The organism is Kitasatospora acidiphila, from assembly GCF_006636205.1.
Taxonomy (GTDB): domain Bacteria; phylum Actinomycetota; class Actinomycetes; order Streptomycetales; family Streptomycetaceae; genus Kitasatospora; species Kitasatospora acidiphila.
This window is the reverse complement of record NZ_VIGB01000003.1, coordinates 259,500-275,533: the sequence shown is the minus strand read 5'-3', so window position 1 is coordinate 275,533 and position 16,034 is coordinate 259,500. Positions and strand designations below refer to the sequence as shown.

16 protein-coding genes, 3 pseudogenes and 1 riboswitch are annotated in these 16,034 nt (G+C 71.9%); of the genes and pseudogenes, 10 read left to right on the top strand and 9 right to left on the bottom strand.

The genetic code is table 11. The features are described from left to right. Window positions 1–110: 110 nt before the first annotated feature. A complete protein-coding gene (locus E6W39_RS02360) occupies window positions 111–620 on the top strand; it encodes a methylated-DNA--[protein]-cysteine S-methyltransferase (protein WP_141637492.1) in 510 nt (169 codons plus the stop codon). A 56-nt stretch (window positions 621–676) separates the two neighbouring features. On the opposite strand, the gene E6W39_RS02355 is transcribed toward E6W39_RS02360, so the two are convergent. Further along, entirely contained in the window at window positions 677–1,579 is a 903-nt protein-coding gene (locus tag E6W39_RS02355; protein WP_141632022.1) for an LLM class flavin-dependent oxidoreductase, read from the bottom strand. Between the two features lie 190 nt (window positions 1,580–1,769). Here E6W39_RS02355 and E6W39_RS02350 point away from each other — a divergent pair, with 190 nt between their 5' ends. Next, on the top strand, window positions 1,770–2,192 hold the full coding sequence (locus E6W39_RS02350; protein WP_141632021.1) for a MarR family winged helix-turn-helix transcriptional regulator: 423 nt from the start codon (window positions 1,770–1,772) through the stop codon (window positions 2,190–2,192). Between the two features lie 143 nt (window positions 2,193–2,335). Here the strand turns inward: E6W39_RS02350 and E6W39_RS42600 are convergent, their stop codons facing one another. Next, the gene (locus tag E6W39_RS42600) at window positions 2,336–3,151 is read right to left on the bottom strand and encodes a LysM peptidoglycan-binding domain-containing protein (protein WP_141632020.1); all 816 of its coding nucleotides are present in this window, start codon (window positions 3,149–3,151) and stop codon (window positions 2,336–2,338) included. Between the two features lie 3 nt (window positions 3,152–3,154). After that, window positions 3,155–3,320, bottom strand: a riboswitch (cyclic di-AMP (ydaO/yuaA leader). A gap of 165 nt (window positions 3,321–3,485) precedes the next feature. After that, on the bottom strand, window positions 3,486–4,886 hold the full coding sequence (locus E6W39_RS02340; RefSeq protein ID WP_228717917.1) for a serine hydrolase domain-containing protein: 1,401 nt from the start codon (window positions 4,884–4,886) through the stop codon (window positions 3,486–3,488). Window positions 4,887–5,024: 138 nt separating this feature from the next. Between E6W39_RS02340 and E6W39_RS02335 the strand changes: the two genes are divergently transcribed. The 5 genes and pseudogenes from E6W39_RS02335 (at window position 5,025) to lpdA (ending at window position 10,571) form a co-directional block, all read left to right on the top strand. After that, window positions 5,025–5,984: a pseudouridine synthase gene (locus tag E6W39_RS02335; RefSeq protein WP_141632019.1), complete on the top strand. Its 960-nt coding sequence runs from the start codon at window positions 5,025–5,027 to the stop codon at window positions 5,982–5,984. Next, entirely contained in the window at window positions 5,984–6,667 is a 684-nt protein-coding gene (locus E6W39_RS02330) for a pyridoxine/pyridoxamine 5'-phosphate oxidase (RefSeq protein WP_141632018.1), read from the top strand. The genes E6W39_RS02335 and E6W39_RS02330 overlap by 1 nt, the downstream gene beginning before the upstream one ends. Window positions 6,668–7,129: 462 nt before the next feature. Further along, the gene (locus E6W39_RS02325) at window positions 7,130–7,945 is read left to right on the top strand and encodes a transglycosylase family protein (protein ID WP_323808976.1); all 816 of its coding nucleotides are present in this window, start codon (window positions 7,130–7,132) and stop codon (window positions 7,943–7,945) included. A gap of 146 nt (window positions 7,946–8,091) precedes the next feature. Next, window positions 8,092–9,077: pseudogene (locus tag E6W39_RS02320) on the top strand (alpha/beta fold hydrolase). An 84-nt stretch (window positions 9,078–9,161) separates the two neighbouring features. Further along, window positions 9,162–10,571, top strand: a complete 1,410-nt coding sequence (gene lpdA, locus E6W39_RS02315) for a dihydrolipoyl dehydrogenase (protein WP_141632016.1) — start codon at window positions 9,162–9,164, stop codon at window positions 10,569–10,571. Here the strand turns inward: lpdA and E6W39_RS39015 are convergent. From E6W39_RS39015 to E6W39_RS02295, 5 genes and pseudogenes are all read right to left on the bottom strand, one after another. Then, window positions 10,561–10,833, bottom strand: coding sequence for a hypothetical protein (locus E6W39_RS39015; RefSeq protein WP_181799745.1), 273 nt, complete (start codon window positions 10,831–10,833; stop codon window positions 10,561–10,563). The genes lpdA and E6W39_RS39015 overlap by 11 nt on opposite strands. Window positions 10,834–10,860: 27 nt before the next feature. Beyond that, a pseudogene (locus E6W39_RS02310) lies at window positions 10,861–10,992 on the bottom strand (transposase); the annotation flags it as partial. A gap of 34 nt (window positions 10,993–11,026) precedes the next feature. Beyond that, window positions 11,027–11,681: pseudogene (locus E6W39_RS02305) on the bottom strand (glycosyltransferase); the annotation flags it as partial. 154 nt (window positions 11,682–11,835) lie between these two features. Next, the gene (locus E6W39_RS39010) at window positions 11,836–12,177 is read right to left on the bottom strand and encodes a rodlet layer protein (protein ID WP_181799054.1); all 342 of its coding nucleotides are present in this window, start codon (window positions 12,175–12,177) and stop codon (window positions 11,836–11,838) included. 222 nt (window positions 12,178–12,399) lie between these two features. Continuing rightward, a complete protein-coding gene (locus tag E6W39_RS02295) occupies window positions 12,400–13,077 on the bottom strand; it encodes a TetR family transcriptional regulator (RefSeq protein WP_141632015.1) in 678 nt (225 codons plus the stop codon). A 142-nt stretch (window positions 13,078–13,219) separates the two neighbouring features. Between E6W39_RS02295 and E6W39_RS39005 the strand changes: the two genes are divergently transcribed. Further along, window positions 13,220–13,372, top strand: coding sequence for a hypothetical protein (locus tag E6W39_RS39005; protein WP_181799053.1), 153 nt, complete (start codon window positions 13,220–13,222; stop codon window positions 13,370–13,372). Window positions 13,373–13,411: 39 nt separating this feature from the next. Then, complete coding sequence (locus E6W39_RS02290; RefSeq protein ID WP_407658352.1) at window positions 13,412–13,717, top strand: DUF4190 domain-containing protein; 306 nt, start codon at window positions 13,412–13,414, stop codon at window positions 13,715–13,717. A gap of 139 nt (window positions 13,718–13,856) precedes the next feature. Here the strand turns inward: E6W39_RS02290 and E6W39_RS02285 are convergent, their stop codons facing one another. Next, entirely contained in the window at window positions 13,857–14,639 is a 783-nt protein-coding gene (locus E6W39_RS02285; protein ID WP_141632014.1) for an SGNH/GDSL hydrolase family protein, read from the bottom strand. 424 nt (window positions 14,640–15,063) lie between these two features. Between E6W39_RS02285 and E6W39_RS02280 the strand changes: the two genes are divergently transcribed. After that, window positions 15,064–16,002 (top strand): JmjC domain-containing protein, encoded by a 939-nt coding sequence (locus tag E6W39_RS02280; RefSeq protein WP_141632013.1) that lies wholly within the window; start codon window positions 15,064–15,066, stop codon window positions 16,000–16,002. The last annotated feature ends 32 nt before the right edge of the window (window positions 16,003–16,034 follow it).

The window sequence follows — 16,034 nt, the reverse complement described above, 5'->3', positions numbered from 1 at the left end:
GCACAGTAGAGGGGTAGCAGGATCAGCAGGAAGAGAGGCAGACCGCTGTGAGCAGCACCGTTCAGTCGAGCACGAAGACGAGCACCAAGGCGGGCGCGAAGGTGGGCGGCATCGTCCACACCACCGTCGACAGTCCGCTCGGTCCGCTGCTGCTGGTCGGCGAGCGGGACGGCGCCGCGCCGGGCGGGGTCGCACTGCGCTCGCTGTCGATGACCGGGCAGAAGCGCGCCGCCGTCGTCCAGGACGGCTGGGTGGACGATCCGGCGGCCTTCGCCGGGATCGCCGAGCAGCTGCGCGGCTACTTCGCGGGCGAGGTGACCGAGTTCACCATCGAGCTGCACGCCGAGGGCACCGAGTTCCAGCAGCGGGTCTGGCAGGCCGTCGATGCCATTCCGTACGGCGCCACCACGACCTATGGGCGGCTCGCCGAGCAGATCGGGGCGCCACGCGCGGCCGTCCGGGCGGTCGGCGCCGCGATCGGGGCGAACCCGGTGCTGTTGGTGCGGCCGTGCCACCGGGTGGTCGGCGCGACCGGCGCGCTCACCGGCTATGCGGGCGGGCTGGAGCGCAAGGAGTTCCTGCTGGTGCGCGAGGGGGCCCTGCCGCAGCAGCTCGGCTGATCACGGTGCGCGGGCGGCCGGTTACCGGGTCGCCCGCGCACCGGCGCAAGCGGCGCCTACTCGGCGGGCTCGACGGCGCGCAGCTGGCCGAGCAGTTCGGTGGCCACCCAGTCGAGGGCGTCGTTCAGCTGCAGTGCGTCCAGTGGCATCCAGAGCGAGACCAGGGACAGTCCCGCGCTGCCGAGCCGGCCGAGTGCGTCGACCAGCTGCGCCGTGCTCGCGCCCGGCCCGCCCAGCGGCTCACCGGGCAGCGGCACCGCCGGCTCGAAGCCGGGCGGCACCACGAAGCACACCGAGGAGAGCATCAGGTCGCCCGGATCGCGGTCGACCTGCTCGCCGAAGGCGTCCAGCCGCCCACGCACCTCGTGCACCTGCTCCGGCGTGCTCACCCCGCCGTGCCAGCCGTCACCGAAGCGCAGCGCCCGGCGCAGCGCGGCGTCGCTCTGGCCGCCGACCCAGATGTCCGGCCCGCCCTTGGCGCGCGGCGCGGTCGCGGGCACCGCCTTGGCCAGCGTGGTGAACCGGCCCTCGAAGTCGACCGGCGCGCCGTTCCAGAGCGCCCGCAGCACGGCCAGCGCCTCGTCGGTGCGGGCGCCGCGCTGCCGCACGTCGAGTCCGAGGGCGGCGAACTCCGCCGGATCCCAGCCGGTGCCGACGCCGAGCGCGAACCGTCCGCCGGAGAGCACGTCCAGCCCCGCCGCCTGCTGGGCGACCGTGAGCGGGTGGCGGTAGGGCAGCGCCAGGATGCTGGTGGCGAGCCGGATCCGCGAGGTCGCGCCGGCCACCGCCGAGAGCAGGGTCAGCGGATCGAGGACCGCGCCGCCTTCGCTGTGCAGCAGATGGTCCGACGCCAGCAGATAGTCCAGGCCGAGCTGTTCGGCCCGTAGCGCGGTCCGCAGGACCAGGCCGGCGGCGCCGGTCGGCCAGCGCGGCGGTTCCAGGGATACTCCCAGCTGCATGGTGAGCCACCTCTCCCGAGTTCGGGGACCGGCGAGTCGCCCGCCCCGAGCGCCACCCTAGAAAATACCTGACGGGACGTCAGCCACGGGGGCGGTCATGTCACCCTGGGTGGCCGCGCTGGCAGTAATGTTGTGCTCTGCAACCAGTAGCCACTGGTAACCGTAGCCCCTGCCCTTGTAGGAGACGTCGTTGTCCGGCCGAGACGCCTCGATCGAGACCATCCAGCGCGAGCTGACCGCCTTCGCCCGGCGGGCCCGGCACAAGGCCTCGCAACTGCACCCCGAGCTGTCCCTGGTGAGCTACAGCATGCTCGACCTGATGCACGAGCGCGGCGGCTGCCGGGCAGCCGACCTGGCGGCCCACTTCATGCTCGACAAGTCCACGGTCAGCCGTCAGGTCGGCGCCCTGGAGAAGCTCGGGGTGATCGTCCGGGAGGTGGACCCCGACGACCACCGCGGCCAGATCCTGCGGCCCAGCGAGGCGGGCCTGAAACTGCTCAACGAGGCCTACCAGATGCGCCGGCAGTCCTTCCTGGAGCGGTTCACCGGCTGGGACGACGACGACCTGGCCGGATTCGCCCGCTACCTGGTCCGCTACGGCGAGGCCGACTGACTCCGCCGCCGTCCCCGGGAAACGCCGAGGCCGGCCGGCCCGACGCGGAGTCGGGCCGACCGGCCAAGGGCTGAGAGGGGATCAGCGGTACAGCAGCACCGGTCGGTCGGACAGGTCCGACCGGTGAGACCGGGTCAGGCGGCTTAGTACGCCGAGTGGGTCTGCCAGAACGCCCAGGCGGCGTTCGGGCTGCCGTAGGTCTGGTTCATGTACTGCAGGGCCCAGCGCAGCTGAGTGGCCGGGTTGGTCTGCCAGTCGGCACCGGCGGACGCCATCTTGTTGCCGGGCAGGGCCTGCGGCAGGCCGTAGGCGCCGGAGCTCGGGTTGGTGGCGGACACGTTCCAGCCGCTCTCGTGGCTGATGATCTGGTCGAACGAGGCCAGCTGGTCGGCCGGGACGATGGAGGCGGCCAGCGCCTGCAGCGAGCCCGGGGTGGACGCGACCGGCGCCGGGGCGGCGGCCTGGGTGGTGGTCTGCACGGCGGCGGAGGTGCTCGCGGCCGGGGCGGACTTGTGCTGGACCGGGGCGCTCTGCTGCTGGGCCGGCGCCGGGGCGGCGGCCTGGTGCTGGGCGGCACCCAGGGCAAGGTGCTGACCCGGGTAGATCACGTTCGGATTGCTGAGCACCGACTTGTTCAGGTCGTAGAGCTTCTGCCAGCCGCCCTGCACGTTGTGGGCGTTGGCGATCTTGAACAGGGTGTCGCCGGAGACGACGGTGTAGCTCGCCGGGGCGGCCTGGGCCGGAGCCTGCGCGGCGGCCGGCTGGGCGGCGACCGGGGCAGCGTCCTCGTGGTGGGACTGCACGGCGTGGTGGCCGTAGTGCTGCGGGGTGGCGGCGTTGGCGCCACCGGCGGCGATCAGCGGGAGACCGGCACCCACGCCGGCCACCACGGCGACGGCGACGGCGCGCTTGAGGGCGGAGCGGCTGGGCAGGCTGGGACGACCGTTGGTCGAGAGCATGAAGTGTTTCCTCTCCCACGCCTACGAGGTGAGCTGTCGGGTTCGGGCTGGAGTTGCCCGGCCGCGCTAGGCGCGGCTTCACCCCAAGCCCCGCCCGGAGAAGCTCCGGGTGGGGCGGTCTTACCTGTGGGTCCCCCGCCCTTGCCGTGGTGCTAGGTGCACGTGACTCGCTCGGTCCGGCGGCAAGGCTCGGCGTTCCGGAGAGCGAGGTTCGTGTGAGGACGAACGAGAAGAACCGTAAACAAACCATCGGCCGTATCACAAGCTGATGTGAGCTGTCTCATGTTTCGGCCGGGGGAGGCATGGGAGATCGACCGGGGTGTCTGACGATGAGTCAGCCGGCGTGCCAGCCGGTCGGGTCGACACCTCCCGGAACCGCCTCCGCCGGGCCGTACGGCGCTCTGGTCAGGATGAGTCCGCCCAGGTCAAGGTGGCTGACCGAGCCGTCCGCGGCGTGGCCGACCCGCAGCGGCTCGCCCGCGTAGTAGCCGTCCAGACAGGTCCAGCTGCCGTCGGCCTCCGGGCGCAGCCGAGTGGGCGCCGAGGCGCTGGCCGGCTCCCGCAGCTCCAGCTCGCCGCCCGCCCGCAGATGCACGGCGAGCGACCTCGTCCCCCAGTACCAGGGCCCGGTCAGCGCGAGCAGGCTGGGATCGGCGTCGGTGAACGGGCGCCACGGCGCCGGGAACCGCGGCTCGTGCTCGGCCACGATCCGCACCAGATCGGCGGCGATCGTTCCAGTGGACGTGCCGGACGTCACATTGGCCAGCGCGACCCCTGCCAGATCCTCGCTCTCGCTCGCCCACAACCCGGCCACGAATCCCGGGATCGAGCCGGTGTGGCCCACCAGCAGCCGGCCGTCCTGCCGCTTCACCTCCAGGCCCAGGCCGTGGCAGAGCGTCCAGTCGCCCTCGGGCGCGCTCGCGGGCCGGCGCATCTCGGCCAGCGTCCCGGCGGCCAGCACCTTGTCGTCCCCGCCGACCAGGAACGCCGCCCACCGGCACAAATCGGCTGCCGTGGACCAGAGTTGGCCGGCCGGCGCCATCTCCCCGGTGTCGGTGAGCGGCTCCGGCATCATCACGTCGGCCCACGGGTGCACCGCGAACCCGCCCGCGTGCGGGGCCTGCGGCAGCAGCGTGGTGCGGATCAACCCCAGCGGCTCCAGCACCTCGTGGTGCAGCACCTCCCCCCACGGCTCGCCGCGCAGCCGCGCGACCAGCGCGCCCAGCAGCGCGTACCCCGGGTTGGAGTAGCGGAAGCGCTCCCCGGCCGGGTAGCGGAACGGCTGCTCCTCCAGCAGCTCGGACAGCTCCGGGCGCAGCGAGCCGGGGGTGCGCTCCCACCACGGGCCGGGCGGCTCCGCGGCCAGCCCCGCAGTGTGGGAGAGCAGCTCACGGATGGTGGCGTGCCCGGCGGCGGTGCCGGGCAGGTGCTGCTCCAGCGGGTCGGCCAGATCGAGCAGGCCCTCGTCACGCAGCCGCAGCACCAGCACCGCGGTGAAGGTCTTGGTGATCGAGCCGATCCGGAACTGCACGTTGGCGTCGGGCGCATGGCCCTCGATCATGCTGCGCGCGCCGGACCAGGCCATGCGCCCGCTGCGCATCACGGCCCCGACCAGCGAGGGCGTCCGGCCCTCCGCCTGGCCGACCGCGATCCGGTGGAGCAGGGCCCGGCGGGTCTGCGGAAGCAGTTCCAGCGGGAGCAACTCGTCGGAGACGACCGACATCTGACCTCGCATTCGCGGCTGGGTGGATGGCCGACGACCGACCATACCCGGCCGGGCCCGCGACAGCCCGGCAATTCGCGGCCGGTCCGTCCCCCGGCGCGGCCCGGCCGCCCGGGCGGGGTGGGAACGCTCCTCTATAAGCTCTGCTGCATGAGACGCCGGACCCCGCCCGCCCCCGCCCCGCTGCCCCAGCGGCAGGGAGTCGATCCGGTGCGGGTCCGACTGCCGCTGGACGGTGGCTGGGCCACGGTCGCCGACTACCTGGCGCACCGGCTCCCGGACGAGGTGGGGGACCGGCTCGCCGAGATGGTCCAGGGCGGTGAGATCGTCACCGCCGACGGCCCGATCGATGCGGCCACCCCTTATCAGCCCGGCGCCAGCGTCTGGTTCCACCGCGACCTGCCCGCCGAGACGCCCGTCCCGTTCCCGGTGGAGCTGGTGCACCGGGACGAACGCCTGGTGATCGTCGACAAGCCGCACTTCCTGGCCACCACGCCGCGCGGCAGCCATGTGGTGGAGACGGCACTCTCCCGGCTGCGCACCGAGTTGGACCTGCCGCACCTGGTGCCCGCGCACCGGCTGGACCGGCTGACCGCGGGCCTGGTGATGTTCATCGCCGACCCCCGGGCGCGCGGCGCCTACCAGGGCCTGTTCCGCGACCGGCTGGTGCACAAGGAATACCAGGCGGTGGCGCCCTACCTGCCCGAACTGGAGCAGCCGCGCACCGTGCGCAGCCGGATGGTCAAGGAGCGCGGGGTGATCGCGGCCCGGGAGGAGCCCGGCGAGGTGAACGCGGTCAGCCGGGTCGAGCTGCTGGAGCGGCGCGGCGGGCTGGCCCGCTACCGGCTGGTGCCGCTGACCGGGCGGACCCACCAGCTGCGCCTGCACATGAGCTCGCTGGGTGCGCCGATCATCGGCGACCCGGTCTACCCCGTGGTGCTGCCACCCGTCGCGCCGGACGACTTCAGCCGACCGCTGCAGTTGCTGGCGACCACGCTGGAGTTCACCGATCCGATCACCGGGCGCGAGCTGCGCTTGCGCTCGCGCCGGACCCTGGCCGCCTGGGCCGACCAACCCGTCATGGCTGACCGACACCTTCTGGAGTGCTGATGACCGAGTCGCCGGACCGCCGCCTCGCCGAGCTGCGGGAGCTGCTCTTCGCCCGCCCCGCGATGGCCCGCGAGCTGCCGGGCTTCGACCCCGAGGCGGCGCCGGCCGGCCCGGTGGAGCTGTTCGTCGACTGGCTGACGGGGGCGCTGCGGGCCGAGGTGCCCGACGCGCAGGTGGCCGTCCTCGGCACCACCGGGCTGGACGGCACGCCGGATGCCCGGGTGGTGACGCTGCGCGAGCTGGACCCCGTGGCGGGTGTCTGGTCGTTCCACGCCGGCGCCGGCAGTCCCAAGGGGCGCCAGCTGGCCGCCGACCCGCGCGCGGCGCTCACCTGGTACTGGCCGGCGCAGGGCCGGCAGGTGCGGATGCGGGGGCCGGTGGTGACCACGCCGGCCGAGCGGATGGCCGAGGTGTTCCGGGCACTGAGCACGAAGAGCCGGGTGGCGGCCCTGGTCGGGCGGCAGAGCGAGCCGCTGGCCGAGCCGGCCGAGTTCCGCGCGGCCCGGCAGGACGCCGAGCGGCGGCTGGCCGAGGATCCGGAGCTGCTGGACCCGGCGTACACCGAGTACGGGGTGCGGGCCGAGCAGGTGGAGTTCTGGCAGGGCTCCTTCGACCGGCAGCACGTCCGGCTGGTCTACCGCCGCGCCGGTGACGCCTGGACGCGCGAGCTCGTGTGGCCGTGAGGCGGCCCGTGATCGCGGGCCGTGCGTGTGGCCCGGGCCACGGGAGGCCCGGATTCTCACCAAGGGAAGTCCCGCGATGACGCTCAGCTGACAATCCGGCGGCATTTCCCGGTGGGCTGCGTCACATCGAAGCACAGAAAGCCTCGCCGCTTTGCCGAGTTTTCGGTGGTTTTAGTCCGATTTGCTCCCGAAGTTTCCGCGAGTAACGGCCGCTGGCCTGCGCTGATCCCAAAATGGTTGAAACCGGACATCCGGTTGCCTAACTTCGATCTCAGCGCAGCGAGCGCTACCCGGGATCACCCGAAAGGCCCCACCGCGGTTCACGTGGTGCGGGTCGGGTGCGCCGGACGGATGCAGGACGTCGGACACGTCACTCTCCGTCCAACGGATGCGGCCGGGAACCACGTCAGTCAGCTGACCTTGGTTCCGTGCGGCCCCGGGACCTTGTCGAGAGGGACAACATTGACTTTCCGTAACGAGAACGCCGCCACCACCACCACCGCCGTCGCCACCGAGACCCCGAAGAAGCGCAACCGGGTCCGGATGGCCGTCATGGGTGGCGTGATCGCCGCCCTTCCGGTGGCGGGCCTCGTCACGGCCACCACGGCCTCTGCCGCTCCCGCCTCCACGTGGGACGCGGTCGCCCAGTGCGAGAGCACCGGCAACTGGAGCATCAACAGCGGAAACGGCTTCTCCGGCGGCCTGCAGTTCACCCCGTCGACCTGGGCCGCGTACGGCGGTACCCAGTACGCCCCGGCCGCCTACCAGGCCACCAAGGCCCAGCAGATCTCGGTCGCCGAGAAGGTCCTGGCGGACCAGGGCCCGGGTGCCTGGCCGATCTGCTCCGTCAAGGCGGGCCTGACCGCCGGTGGCGCCCCCGCCCAGGTGGACACCTCCACCCCGGCCGCCACCACCACCAGCACCACCGCGCAGAGCGCCCCGGTGAAGCAGGCCGCCCCGGCCGCCCCGGTCCAGCAGAGCGCCCCGGTGAAGAAGGCCGCCACCCCGGCCCCGCAGCCCGTGAAGCAGGCCACCCCGGCCCCGCAGCCCGCGAAGCCGGCCGCCCCCGCCGCGCCGAAGTCGGACGCCGGCCAGGGCCACCGCGACTACCGCGTCGCCAAGGCCAACAACGGCAGCTACACCGTCAAGAGCGGTGACACCCTGAGCGCCATCGCCGCCGCCCACGGCGTCAGCGTCCAGTCGCTGTACAACAAGAACGTCCAGGTCATCGGTGGCAACATCGACCTGATCATGCCCGGCCAGGTGCTGAGCATCTGACCTGAGGTCAACTGACGCGACGGCCAAGCCCGTCCGCACCGCACGCCCCGTGCCCCGACCCGCTCCGGCGGGCCGGGGCACGGGGCTGTTCCACGTGTGAGTGCGGCTTATGCTGCTCCCAGCCGAGTCCCTACCGAGGAGTAGCCGTGGTCAACCCGCTCACGCACGGTTCTGTCGAGGTCAACGGAATACGTCTGCACATCGCCGAGCAGGGGGAGGGGCCGCTGGTCCTGCTGCTGCACGGCTTCCCCGAGAGCTGGTACTCCTGGCGGCACCAGTTCGCGCCGCTGGCCGCGGCCGGCTACCGGGTGGTGGCCCCGACCAGCGCGGCTACGCCCGCAGTGACCGCCCCGCCGACGTGACGTCATACACGATGCCGCACCTGGTCGGTGACGTGGTGGCGCTGATCAAGGCGCTCGGCGAGGAGTCGGCCGTGGTGGTCGGCCACGACTGGGGCGCGCCGGTCGCCTGGCTCACGGCGGCACTGCGCCCCGACCTGGTGCGCGGCGTCGCGGGGCTCAGCGTGCCGCCGTCGCTGCCGGGCGGCCTGGCCCCCACCGCCGTCAGCCGCCGCCTCTACGGCGACCGCTTCTACCAGCTCTACTTCCAGCCCGAGGGGGTGGCCGACCGCGAGCTGGCCGCCGACCCCGCCGCCACCTTCCGCCAGACGCTGGTGGGCGGCAGCGGTGACAGCGGGCGCGAGCCCCGGCCCTGGGTGGTGCCCGAGGGCCAGGGGCTGGTCGGCCTGCTCGACGACGTCGCCGAGCTGCCCGGCTGGCTGACCGAGCAGGACATCCAGGCCTTCGTGGAGGACTACGCCCGGCACGGCGAGCACGCCTTCACCGGCCCGCTCAACTGGTACCGCAACATCGACCGCAACTGGGAGCTGCTCGCCGCCTTCCAGGGCCTGGGCGTCACCGTCCCGGCGCTCTACGTGGTCGGCGACCGCGACATGGTGACCAGCCTGCACGGCGTGGACAAGCTGATCGAGCAACTGCCGCTCACCGTACCCAAGCTGCACCGCACCGTGACCCTGCCCGGCTGCGGCCACTGGACCCAGCAGGAGCGCCCGGCCGAGGTCAACGAGGCGCTGCTGGACTTCCTCACCCACTTGGAGAAGCAGCCCGCGTAGTGGCGGGTGCTGCCACGGGAATACAGTCGTCGACGTCAGCGTCTTAGACGAGTTGTCTGTCACCGATACGCCGGAACGAGGATCATGAGCACCACGCACTACGACGTCGTTGTCCTGGGAGCGGGCCCTGGCGGTTACACCGCGGCCGTCCGCTCGGCCCAGCTGGGCCTGAAGACCGCGGTCATCGAGGAGAAGTACTGGGGCGGGGTCTGCCTGAACGTCGGTTGTATCCCCTCCAAGGCCCTGCTGCGCAACGCCGAGCTGGCCTCCATCTTCACCCGTGAGGCGAACACCTACGGGATCAAGGTCGACGGCCAGGTGACCTTCGACTACAACGAGGCGTTCAAGCGCAGCCGCAAGGTGGCGGACGGCCGGGTCGCCGGCATCCACTACCTGATGAAGAAGAACAAGATCGACGAGCTCGACGGCCGCGGCACCTTCGTCGACGACCACACCATCCAGGTGGCGCTGACCGCCGGCGGCTTCGCGACCGTCACCTTCGACCACTGCATCATCGCGGCCGGTGCCACCACCCGCCTGCTGCCCGGCACCTCGCTCAGCGACCGGGTGGTGACGTACGAGGAGCAGATCCTCAGCGACAACCTGCCCGAGTCGATCATCATCGCCGGTGCCGGCGCGATCGGCGTCGAGTTCGCCTACGTGCTGAACTCCTACGGCGTCAAGGTCACCATCGTCGAGTTCCTCGACCGGATGGTTCCGCTGGAGGACGCGGACGTCTCCGCCGAGTTGTTCAAGCAGTACAAGAAGCTGGGCATCCAGGTCCTGACCTCGACCCGGGTCGACGCGATCGACGACAGCGACCCGAACACCAAGGTCAAGGTCACCGTCACCAAGGACGGCCAGCAGCAGGTGCTGGAGGCCGACAAGGTGCTGCAGGCGATCGGCTTCGCCCCGCGGGTCGACGGCTACGGCCTGGAGGCCACCGGCGTCGCGCTGACCGAGCGCCGGGCCATCGCGGTGGACGGCCGCGGCCGCACCAACGTGCCGCACATCTTCGCCATCGGCGACGTCACCGCCAAGCTGATGCTGGCGCACGCCGCCGAGTCCATGGGCATCATCGCGGCCGAGACCATCGGCGGCGTCGAGACCATGGAGATCGACTTCGTCATGGTGCCGCGCGCCACCTACTGCCAGCCGCAGGTGGCCAGCTTCGGCTACACCGAGGCGCAGGCCCGCGAGAAGGGCTTCGACGTCAAGGTCGCCAAGTTCCCGTTCACCGCGAACGGCAAGGCGCACGGCCTCGGCCACCCGATCGGCTTCGTCAAGGTGATCAGCGACAACACCCACGGCGAGCTGCTCGGTGCCCACCTGATCGGCCCCGAGGTCACCGAGCTGCTGCCCGAGCTGACCCTGGCTCAGCAGTGGGACCTCACGGTGCACGAGGTGGCCCGCAACGTGCACGCCCACCCGACCCTGGGCGAGGCGGTCAAGGAGGCCATCCACGGCCTGTCCGGGCACATGATCAACTTCTGAGCCCGTTCGACCGCTCGGGTCCGCACCCCGCGCAGGGTGCGGGCCCGAGCCGCGTCAGCCCCGGGAGGTCACCGAGACGGACCGCACCCGCATCGGGTGCCCGGGCTCGGTGGCCGCGCTGACCGCTGGGCCGAAGGCCGCCGCCGACCGCGACGTCCAGTACCAGGAACACGCCGTGCTGCACCGCCTGGTCCCAGGCGGCGGCACCGACCTGATCGGCCGTCACCCGGTGGTACTCCACCCCGTCCAGATACCAGCGCACCTGCTCGGGAGTGGTGGAGCTGGACGGTCAGTCCGGCCGCATCTTGTTGTCGCTCTCCTTGATGGTGCTCGGGGGCGCTCCGTCGCAGGAGGCGGCGAAGTAGCTGTGGGACCAGAGGTGTTCTTCCCACAGGTACTTGTGGATATGTCCGGGGAGCTCCGGGCGGAGACGCCATCGGGAAAGCCGACCTCGCGGCGGTGGTGTCGAAGCACTGCGGGCTCTGCACGATGCCGATCGCCGGGTCGGCGAAGTAGGGCACCAGGTGGTGCAGGAAGTCCGCGCGCGGCGCGAAGTCGGGGTCCAGGATGGCGATGAACTCGGCGCCGGAGCGGGTCAGCGCGTGGTTGAGGTTGCCGGCCTTCTTCAACCGGCCGCGGTCCGGCCGGACTTCGTAGCGGAATCCGAACTCAGCGGCGATCTGGGCCACTTCAGGTCGGTTGGCGTCGTCCAGCACTCAGAGGGTCGGCTCGCCGGGCCAGTCGACGGCGGCGACGGCGCGGTAGGCGTTGGCCAGGATCTCCAACGGTTCGCCGCAGGTGGGCAGATAGAGGTCGACGCTCGGCGCGGTCGCGCCTTGCCGGGCGCGCAGCAGCACTTGGTGCGACTGCCGGGGTGAGCCGGCGGGTCCGCAGGCTGTTCAGCGAGGAGAGTGCGAGTGCCAGCACATTGAGTGCCAGGACCGCGAGGAACGCCCAGAGCGCCGACGTGCGCAGCGCGAACGCGAGCATGGTCGCGGCGGTCAGGACGAAGGCGGGCGATGTGCAGAGCAGGACTCGCCGGCGTTGCGGACCGAAGTACCAGTAGAGCTCCTGGTCGTTCGGTGGCGCCGGAAGGTGATGGACGGTCATATGGCCGCCACAGCCGTGTCGAACAGCTTCCGGGGGTCACCCTAGCCGATTGGTATAGACCATTCATGACGAGGTGGTGGAGCGTGGTGAACACGGGAACAACTCGGGGCGGGCCCGTCGAAACGGACCCGCCCCGAGTCGGTGGACCGCCGGATCAGCCGATCAGGTGCGACAGCGCGCCGTCGCCGGTGGTCTGGGTGGTGTGGCCCACGTTGCAGATCTGCTGGGCCTGCTGGTTGGCGACCGGAATCTCGACATTGACGGCGGCGATCAGGCCGACCGCGACGTGGTCGATCCGCGGCAGGCAGATGTTCGGGTTGTCCAGGGTGTGGAAGTTCGGGCTGTGGTCGCCGTGGGTGTCGGTCTGGTTGGTGCCGCCGTTGCCCTGGATCGAAGCCGCCGAACCGTCGGCGTTGGCGATGGCGTTCGCAGGACCGGCCATCGCGGTCACTGCCGCCGCGGCGAGACCGGCGCTCGCCAGGACCTTCTTGATCATGAATCGTTCCTTTCACAGGGCCGGCGGACCGGGCTGCCACTGGCCGTCCGCCGGCATTCCATACCAGCGTCCGGTGCAACGCGGCACCCTGGTGCGAGGACACTGGGCGGGCGCGGATGTCACCCGTCCGATGGTGTCGGCGGCGAACGGTCAATCAGGCGTTGACGTTTGTGCCGGTCGGAGCGGTCGGAGCGGTCGGGGTGGTCGGGGTGGTCAGGGCGGTCACTCGGTCGTCGCGGGCCGCTCGGCCAGCCAGTGCCGGTGGCCGATGCTGATCACGTGCAGCTGGTCGCGGGCCAGGGCGGCGATCCGGCGCTCGGCGGCCCGGGAGCCGGCCGGCGCCTCCATGAACGCGGCCGCGGTGGACACCATGTGCTCCACATAGAGCCCGGCCAGCATCCGCAGCTCGGACTCGCTCCAACCGGCGCTCTGCGGCAGCGCGCCCAGCGCGGTCGCCGTCTCCTCGGTGAAGACGGACAGCTCGGCGGCAATCGCCTCGCGCACCCGCCGCACCCCGCCGTGCCGCTCCCGGGCCACGAACCGGATGTGCGGGCGGTATTCGCGGACATGGTGGGCGATCACCGCGATCGTCCGGTCGATCAGCTCGGTGGGCTCGCCCTGCTCGGCGAGGACCCGGCGGACCATCAGGTGCAGGTTCTCCAGTGCCTCGGTGACCAGGGTCACGCCCAGCTCGTCGAGGTCGCGGAAGTGCCGGTAGAAGCCGGCGGGGGAGAGGCCGGCCTCCCGGGTCACCTCGCGGACGCCGAGGCCGCTGAGGTTCTGGTGGTCCAGCAGGCGCAGGCTCGCGTCCAGCAGGGCGCGACGGCTCTGCTCCTTCTGGGCCTGCCGGGTGCCGGTCGGCGGGGTGGGGGCCGAGGCGGGGGTGGGGGTGTGACTCACATCATTCAGTAAACAACTGTTTGCCGACTTCCGCCATCCCGGTGGGGGCGTAGAGTGGGTGATGTCGGCGAACACTTGTTAGCTGAGTTGGCCGCCGACCGGTGTCCGGCCGTCCCGGTCCGCCTCTGTCGAAGGGTCGATCATGTTCTTCGCCGCACTGCTCGCACTGGGTCTGGTGGTCGGTGCCGCGGCGCACACCTCGCTGACGGGGTTCGTCTTCGCGGCGAGCGCCATCAGCTTCTGGCTGCTCGCCTTCGCGGCCCGCGAGGGCCTGACCCGGCTGCGCCGGCACTGACGCTCCATCGAGGCCGGCAAAGGAACTGGGGAGGAAACCATGGAGACAACCACAACTGTCGCGCCCGTCATGCCGACCGCCGCGACTGCCTCGGTCGCCGCGCGGGTGCGGCGCCGCGAGGCCGACGGGATGGCCGTCGCCTCGTTCATCCTGGGTCTGATCGGGCTGCTGCTCTTCAATCTGATCCTGGGGCCGGTCGCCCTGGTTCTCGGCGGCCTCGCGCTGACCCGCGGCACGGTGCGCCGGGGCCGGGCGCTGCTCGGGCTCGCCCTGGGCGCGGCCGACCTGGTGGTGCTCGCGGTGGCGCTCGTCGCCGGGCACGGGCTGCTCTGGCAGTTCGGCTGACACTGCGTCAGCTTGCTTCGGGTTGGCTCTACTTGGCGGGCCTGGACCAGAACGGTGGTCCGGGCCCGCCAAGTCGTGTTCAGTGCGACCGCGTTGGTTTCAGCCCTGCCGCGTTGCGTTCAGTGCGACCGCGTTGCGTTCAGTACGGCCGCAGTTCCGGCCGCTTGGCTTGGACGTGGTCGCCCGAGGACTCGCCGCGCAGTCGGCGGCCCACCCACGGCAGCAGGTGCTCGCGGGCCCACTGCAGGTTCTCCCGGCGCAGCTCGGCGGCGGTGTGCGGGGGCTCCAGCGGCCAGGGCTCGGCCGGGTCCATCTCGGTCTCCAGGCCCAGCGCCCGGGCGGCCAGCAGCGCAACCCGCTGATGGCCCTCGGGAGAGAGGTGCAGCCGGTCCTCGCTCCAGGCCCGGCGGTCCTGGATGGTCTTCAGCGACCAAAGGTCGGCCACCGCACAGTCGTTGCGGTCCGCGATCGCGCGCAGGTGCACGTTGTAGGTGGCGATCTTGCCGCGCAGGTGCTTCAGCAGCGGCACGCCGCGGGTGTCGAAACCGGTGCAGATCAGCACCTTGCCGGTCGACTCGCGCAGCTCGCGGACCGCGGCTTCGAAGCGCTCGGCGACCACGTCCGGGTCGCTGCCCGGCCGCAGGATGTCGTTGCCACCGGCGGCGAAGGTGACCAAGTCGGGGCTGAGCTGCCGGATCCGCGGAATCTGCTCGGTGACGATCTGGTCGAGCAGCCGTCCGCGCACGGCGAGGTTTGCGTAGTGGAACTCACCGGCGGGCCGGCGTTCGGCCAGCAGTCCGGCGAGCCGGTCGGCCCAGCCGGCGAAACCGCCGTCCGGTGCGGGGTCGTTCAGTCCCTCGGTGAAGCTGTCCCCGAGGGCTGCGTAGGAGCTGAGGGCAAGGGTCTCCAGTTGGTCAGCCATGCGTTGAATAGTTCACTATCTCAAGTGACCTACGCCACCGTAGGTGTGGGGTGGCGTAGCGTGACGCTGGCCACCCGGGCTGCGGGAATACACGTGTGGTGATCGAGGGGCCGTTTTGTGAGAGCGGAGTTCACCCGCCCGCCGATGGCCGTTCAGACCCCGTGCGATGAGGGTGTGATGTATCCCACGGAGCCCTCCCGGGGCCCGGACGGCCCGGCGCGGCTGCCGGCGGTGGTGCCTCCGTCCGGCCCGAGTGCGGCGGTGACCAGGGCGGACCCGGTGGGCCGGCCGCCCGGTTCGGGCCCGCGGCGGAAGGTGTCCGAGGCCTGATGGTGGCGTGAAGGTGGCCGGTTCTCGACCGGACGGCGGATCCGCGGTAAACCGGCGACCGGCAGCCATCCGTTCGTTATGGGACGGTCGGCCGGTGGCCGGCGACGCGACGAGAGGACGGATGATGGCGGGAGCGGCGGAAGTACTGGCCGAGTTGGTCGGGGACAGGGCGGCCTTGGCCGAGGCGCTGGCGCAGCGGCAGCCGGAGGTGTTCCGCCCCGCCGGCCGGCCGACCGGGCTGCCCACGCCCGGCGAACTGGACGAGGCGCTGCGCGGCGGCCTGCTGCGGGTGCCGTACGTCGAGATGGTCCGGGACGGCGAGGTGGTGCCGGCCGCGGAGTTCTGCACCACCCGCGTCGTGGCCGGAGGTCGGGAGGACGGCTTCGCCGACCCCGAGCGGATCGCCGCCCTGCTGGCCGACGGCGCCACGCTGCTGCTCCCGCAGCTGGACCAGTGGCACCCGGCGGTGCGCGCGCTGGCCACCGGCATCGCGGTCGAACTGGGCCGCCGTACCGAGGCGTTCTGCTTCGCGACCGGCGCCGGCCGGCGTGGGCTCGATGTCCACCGGGACGACGCCGATGTGCTGGTCGTCCAACTCGCCGGGGAGAAGGAGTGGATCGTCCACCAGGCCCCCGCCGAGGGTCGCTGGCGACCCGGGCTGGCCCCCGAGCCCGGCGCGGTGGCGCTGAGGTCGGTGCTCAAGGCGGGCGAGGTGCTCTATGTGCCGCGCGGAGCCCCGCATGCGGCAACGGGGAGCCAGGGGCTGTCGATCCACCTCTCGTTCACCATCCGGGAGGCGGGCACGGGGCGGATGCGCGGCGCGATCGGGGAATGGCTGGCCGCCCGCGACTGGGCAGCCGGCTTGCCGGAACGCCCGGCCACCGAAGCGGAGTTGCTGGCCACGGCCGCTGAACTGCTGCGGCTCGGCCGCGCCAGGCTGGACCAGCTGACGCCCGAGGAACTGCTGCGCCTGGCCCGCGGGCCACTGCCCGCGCCGGCAGCGGACGGCGGTGCCGGCGTGCTGGGCAACTGAGTCCGCTCATGCGGAAGGGCGCGGGCTCAGTG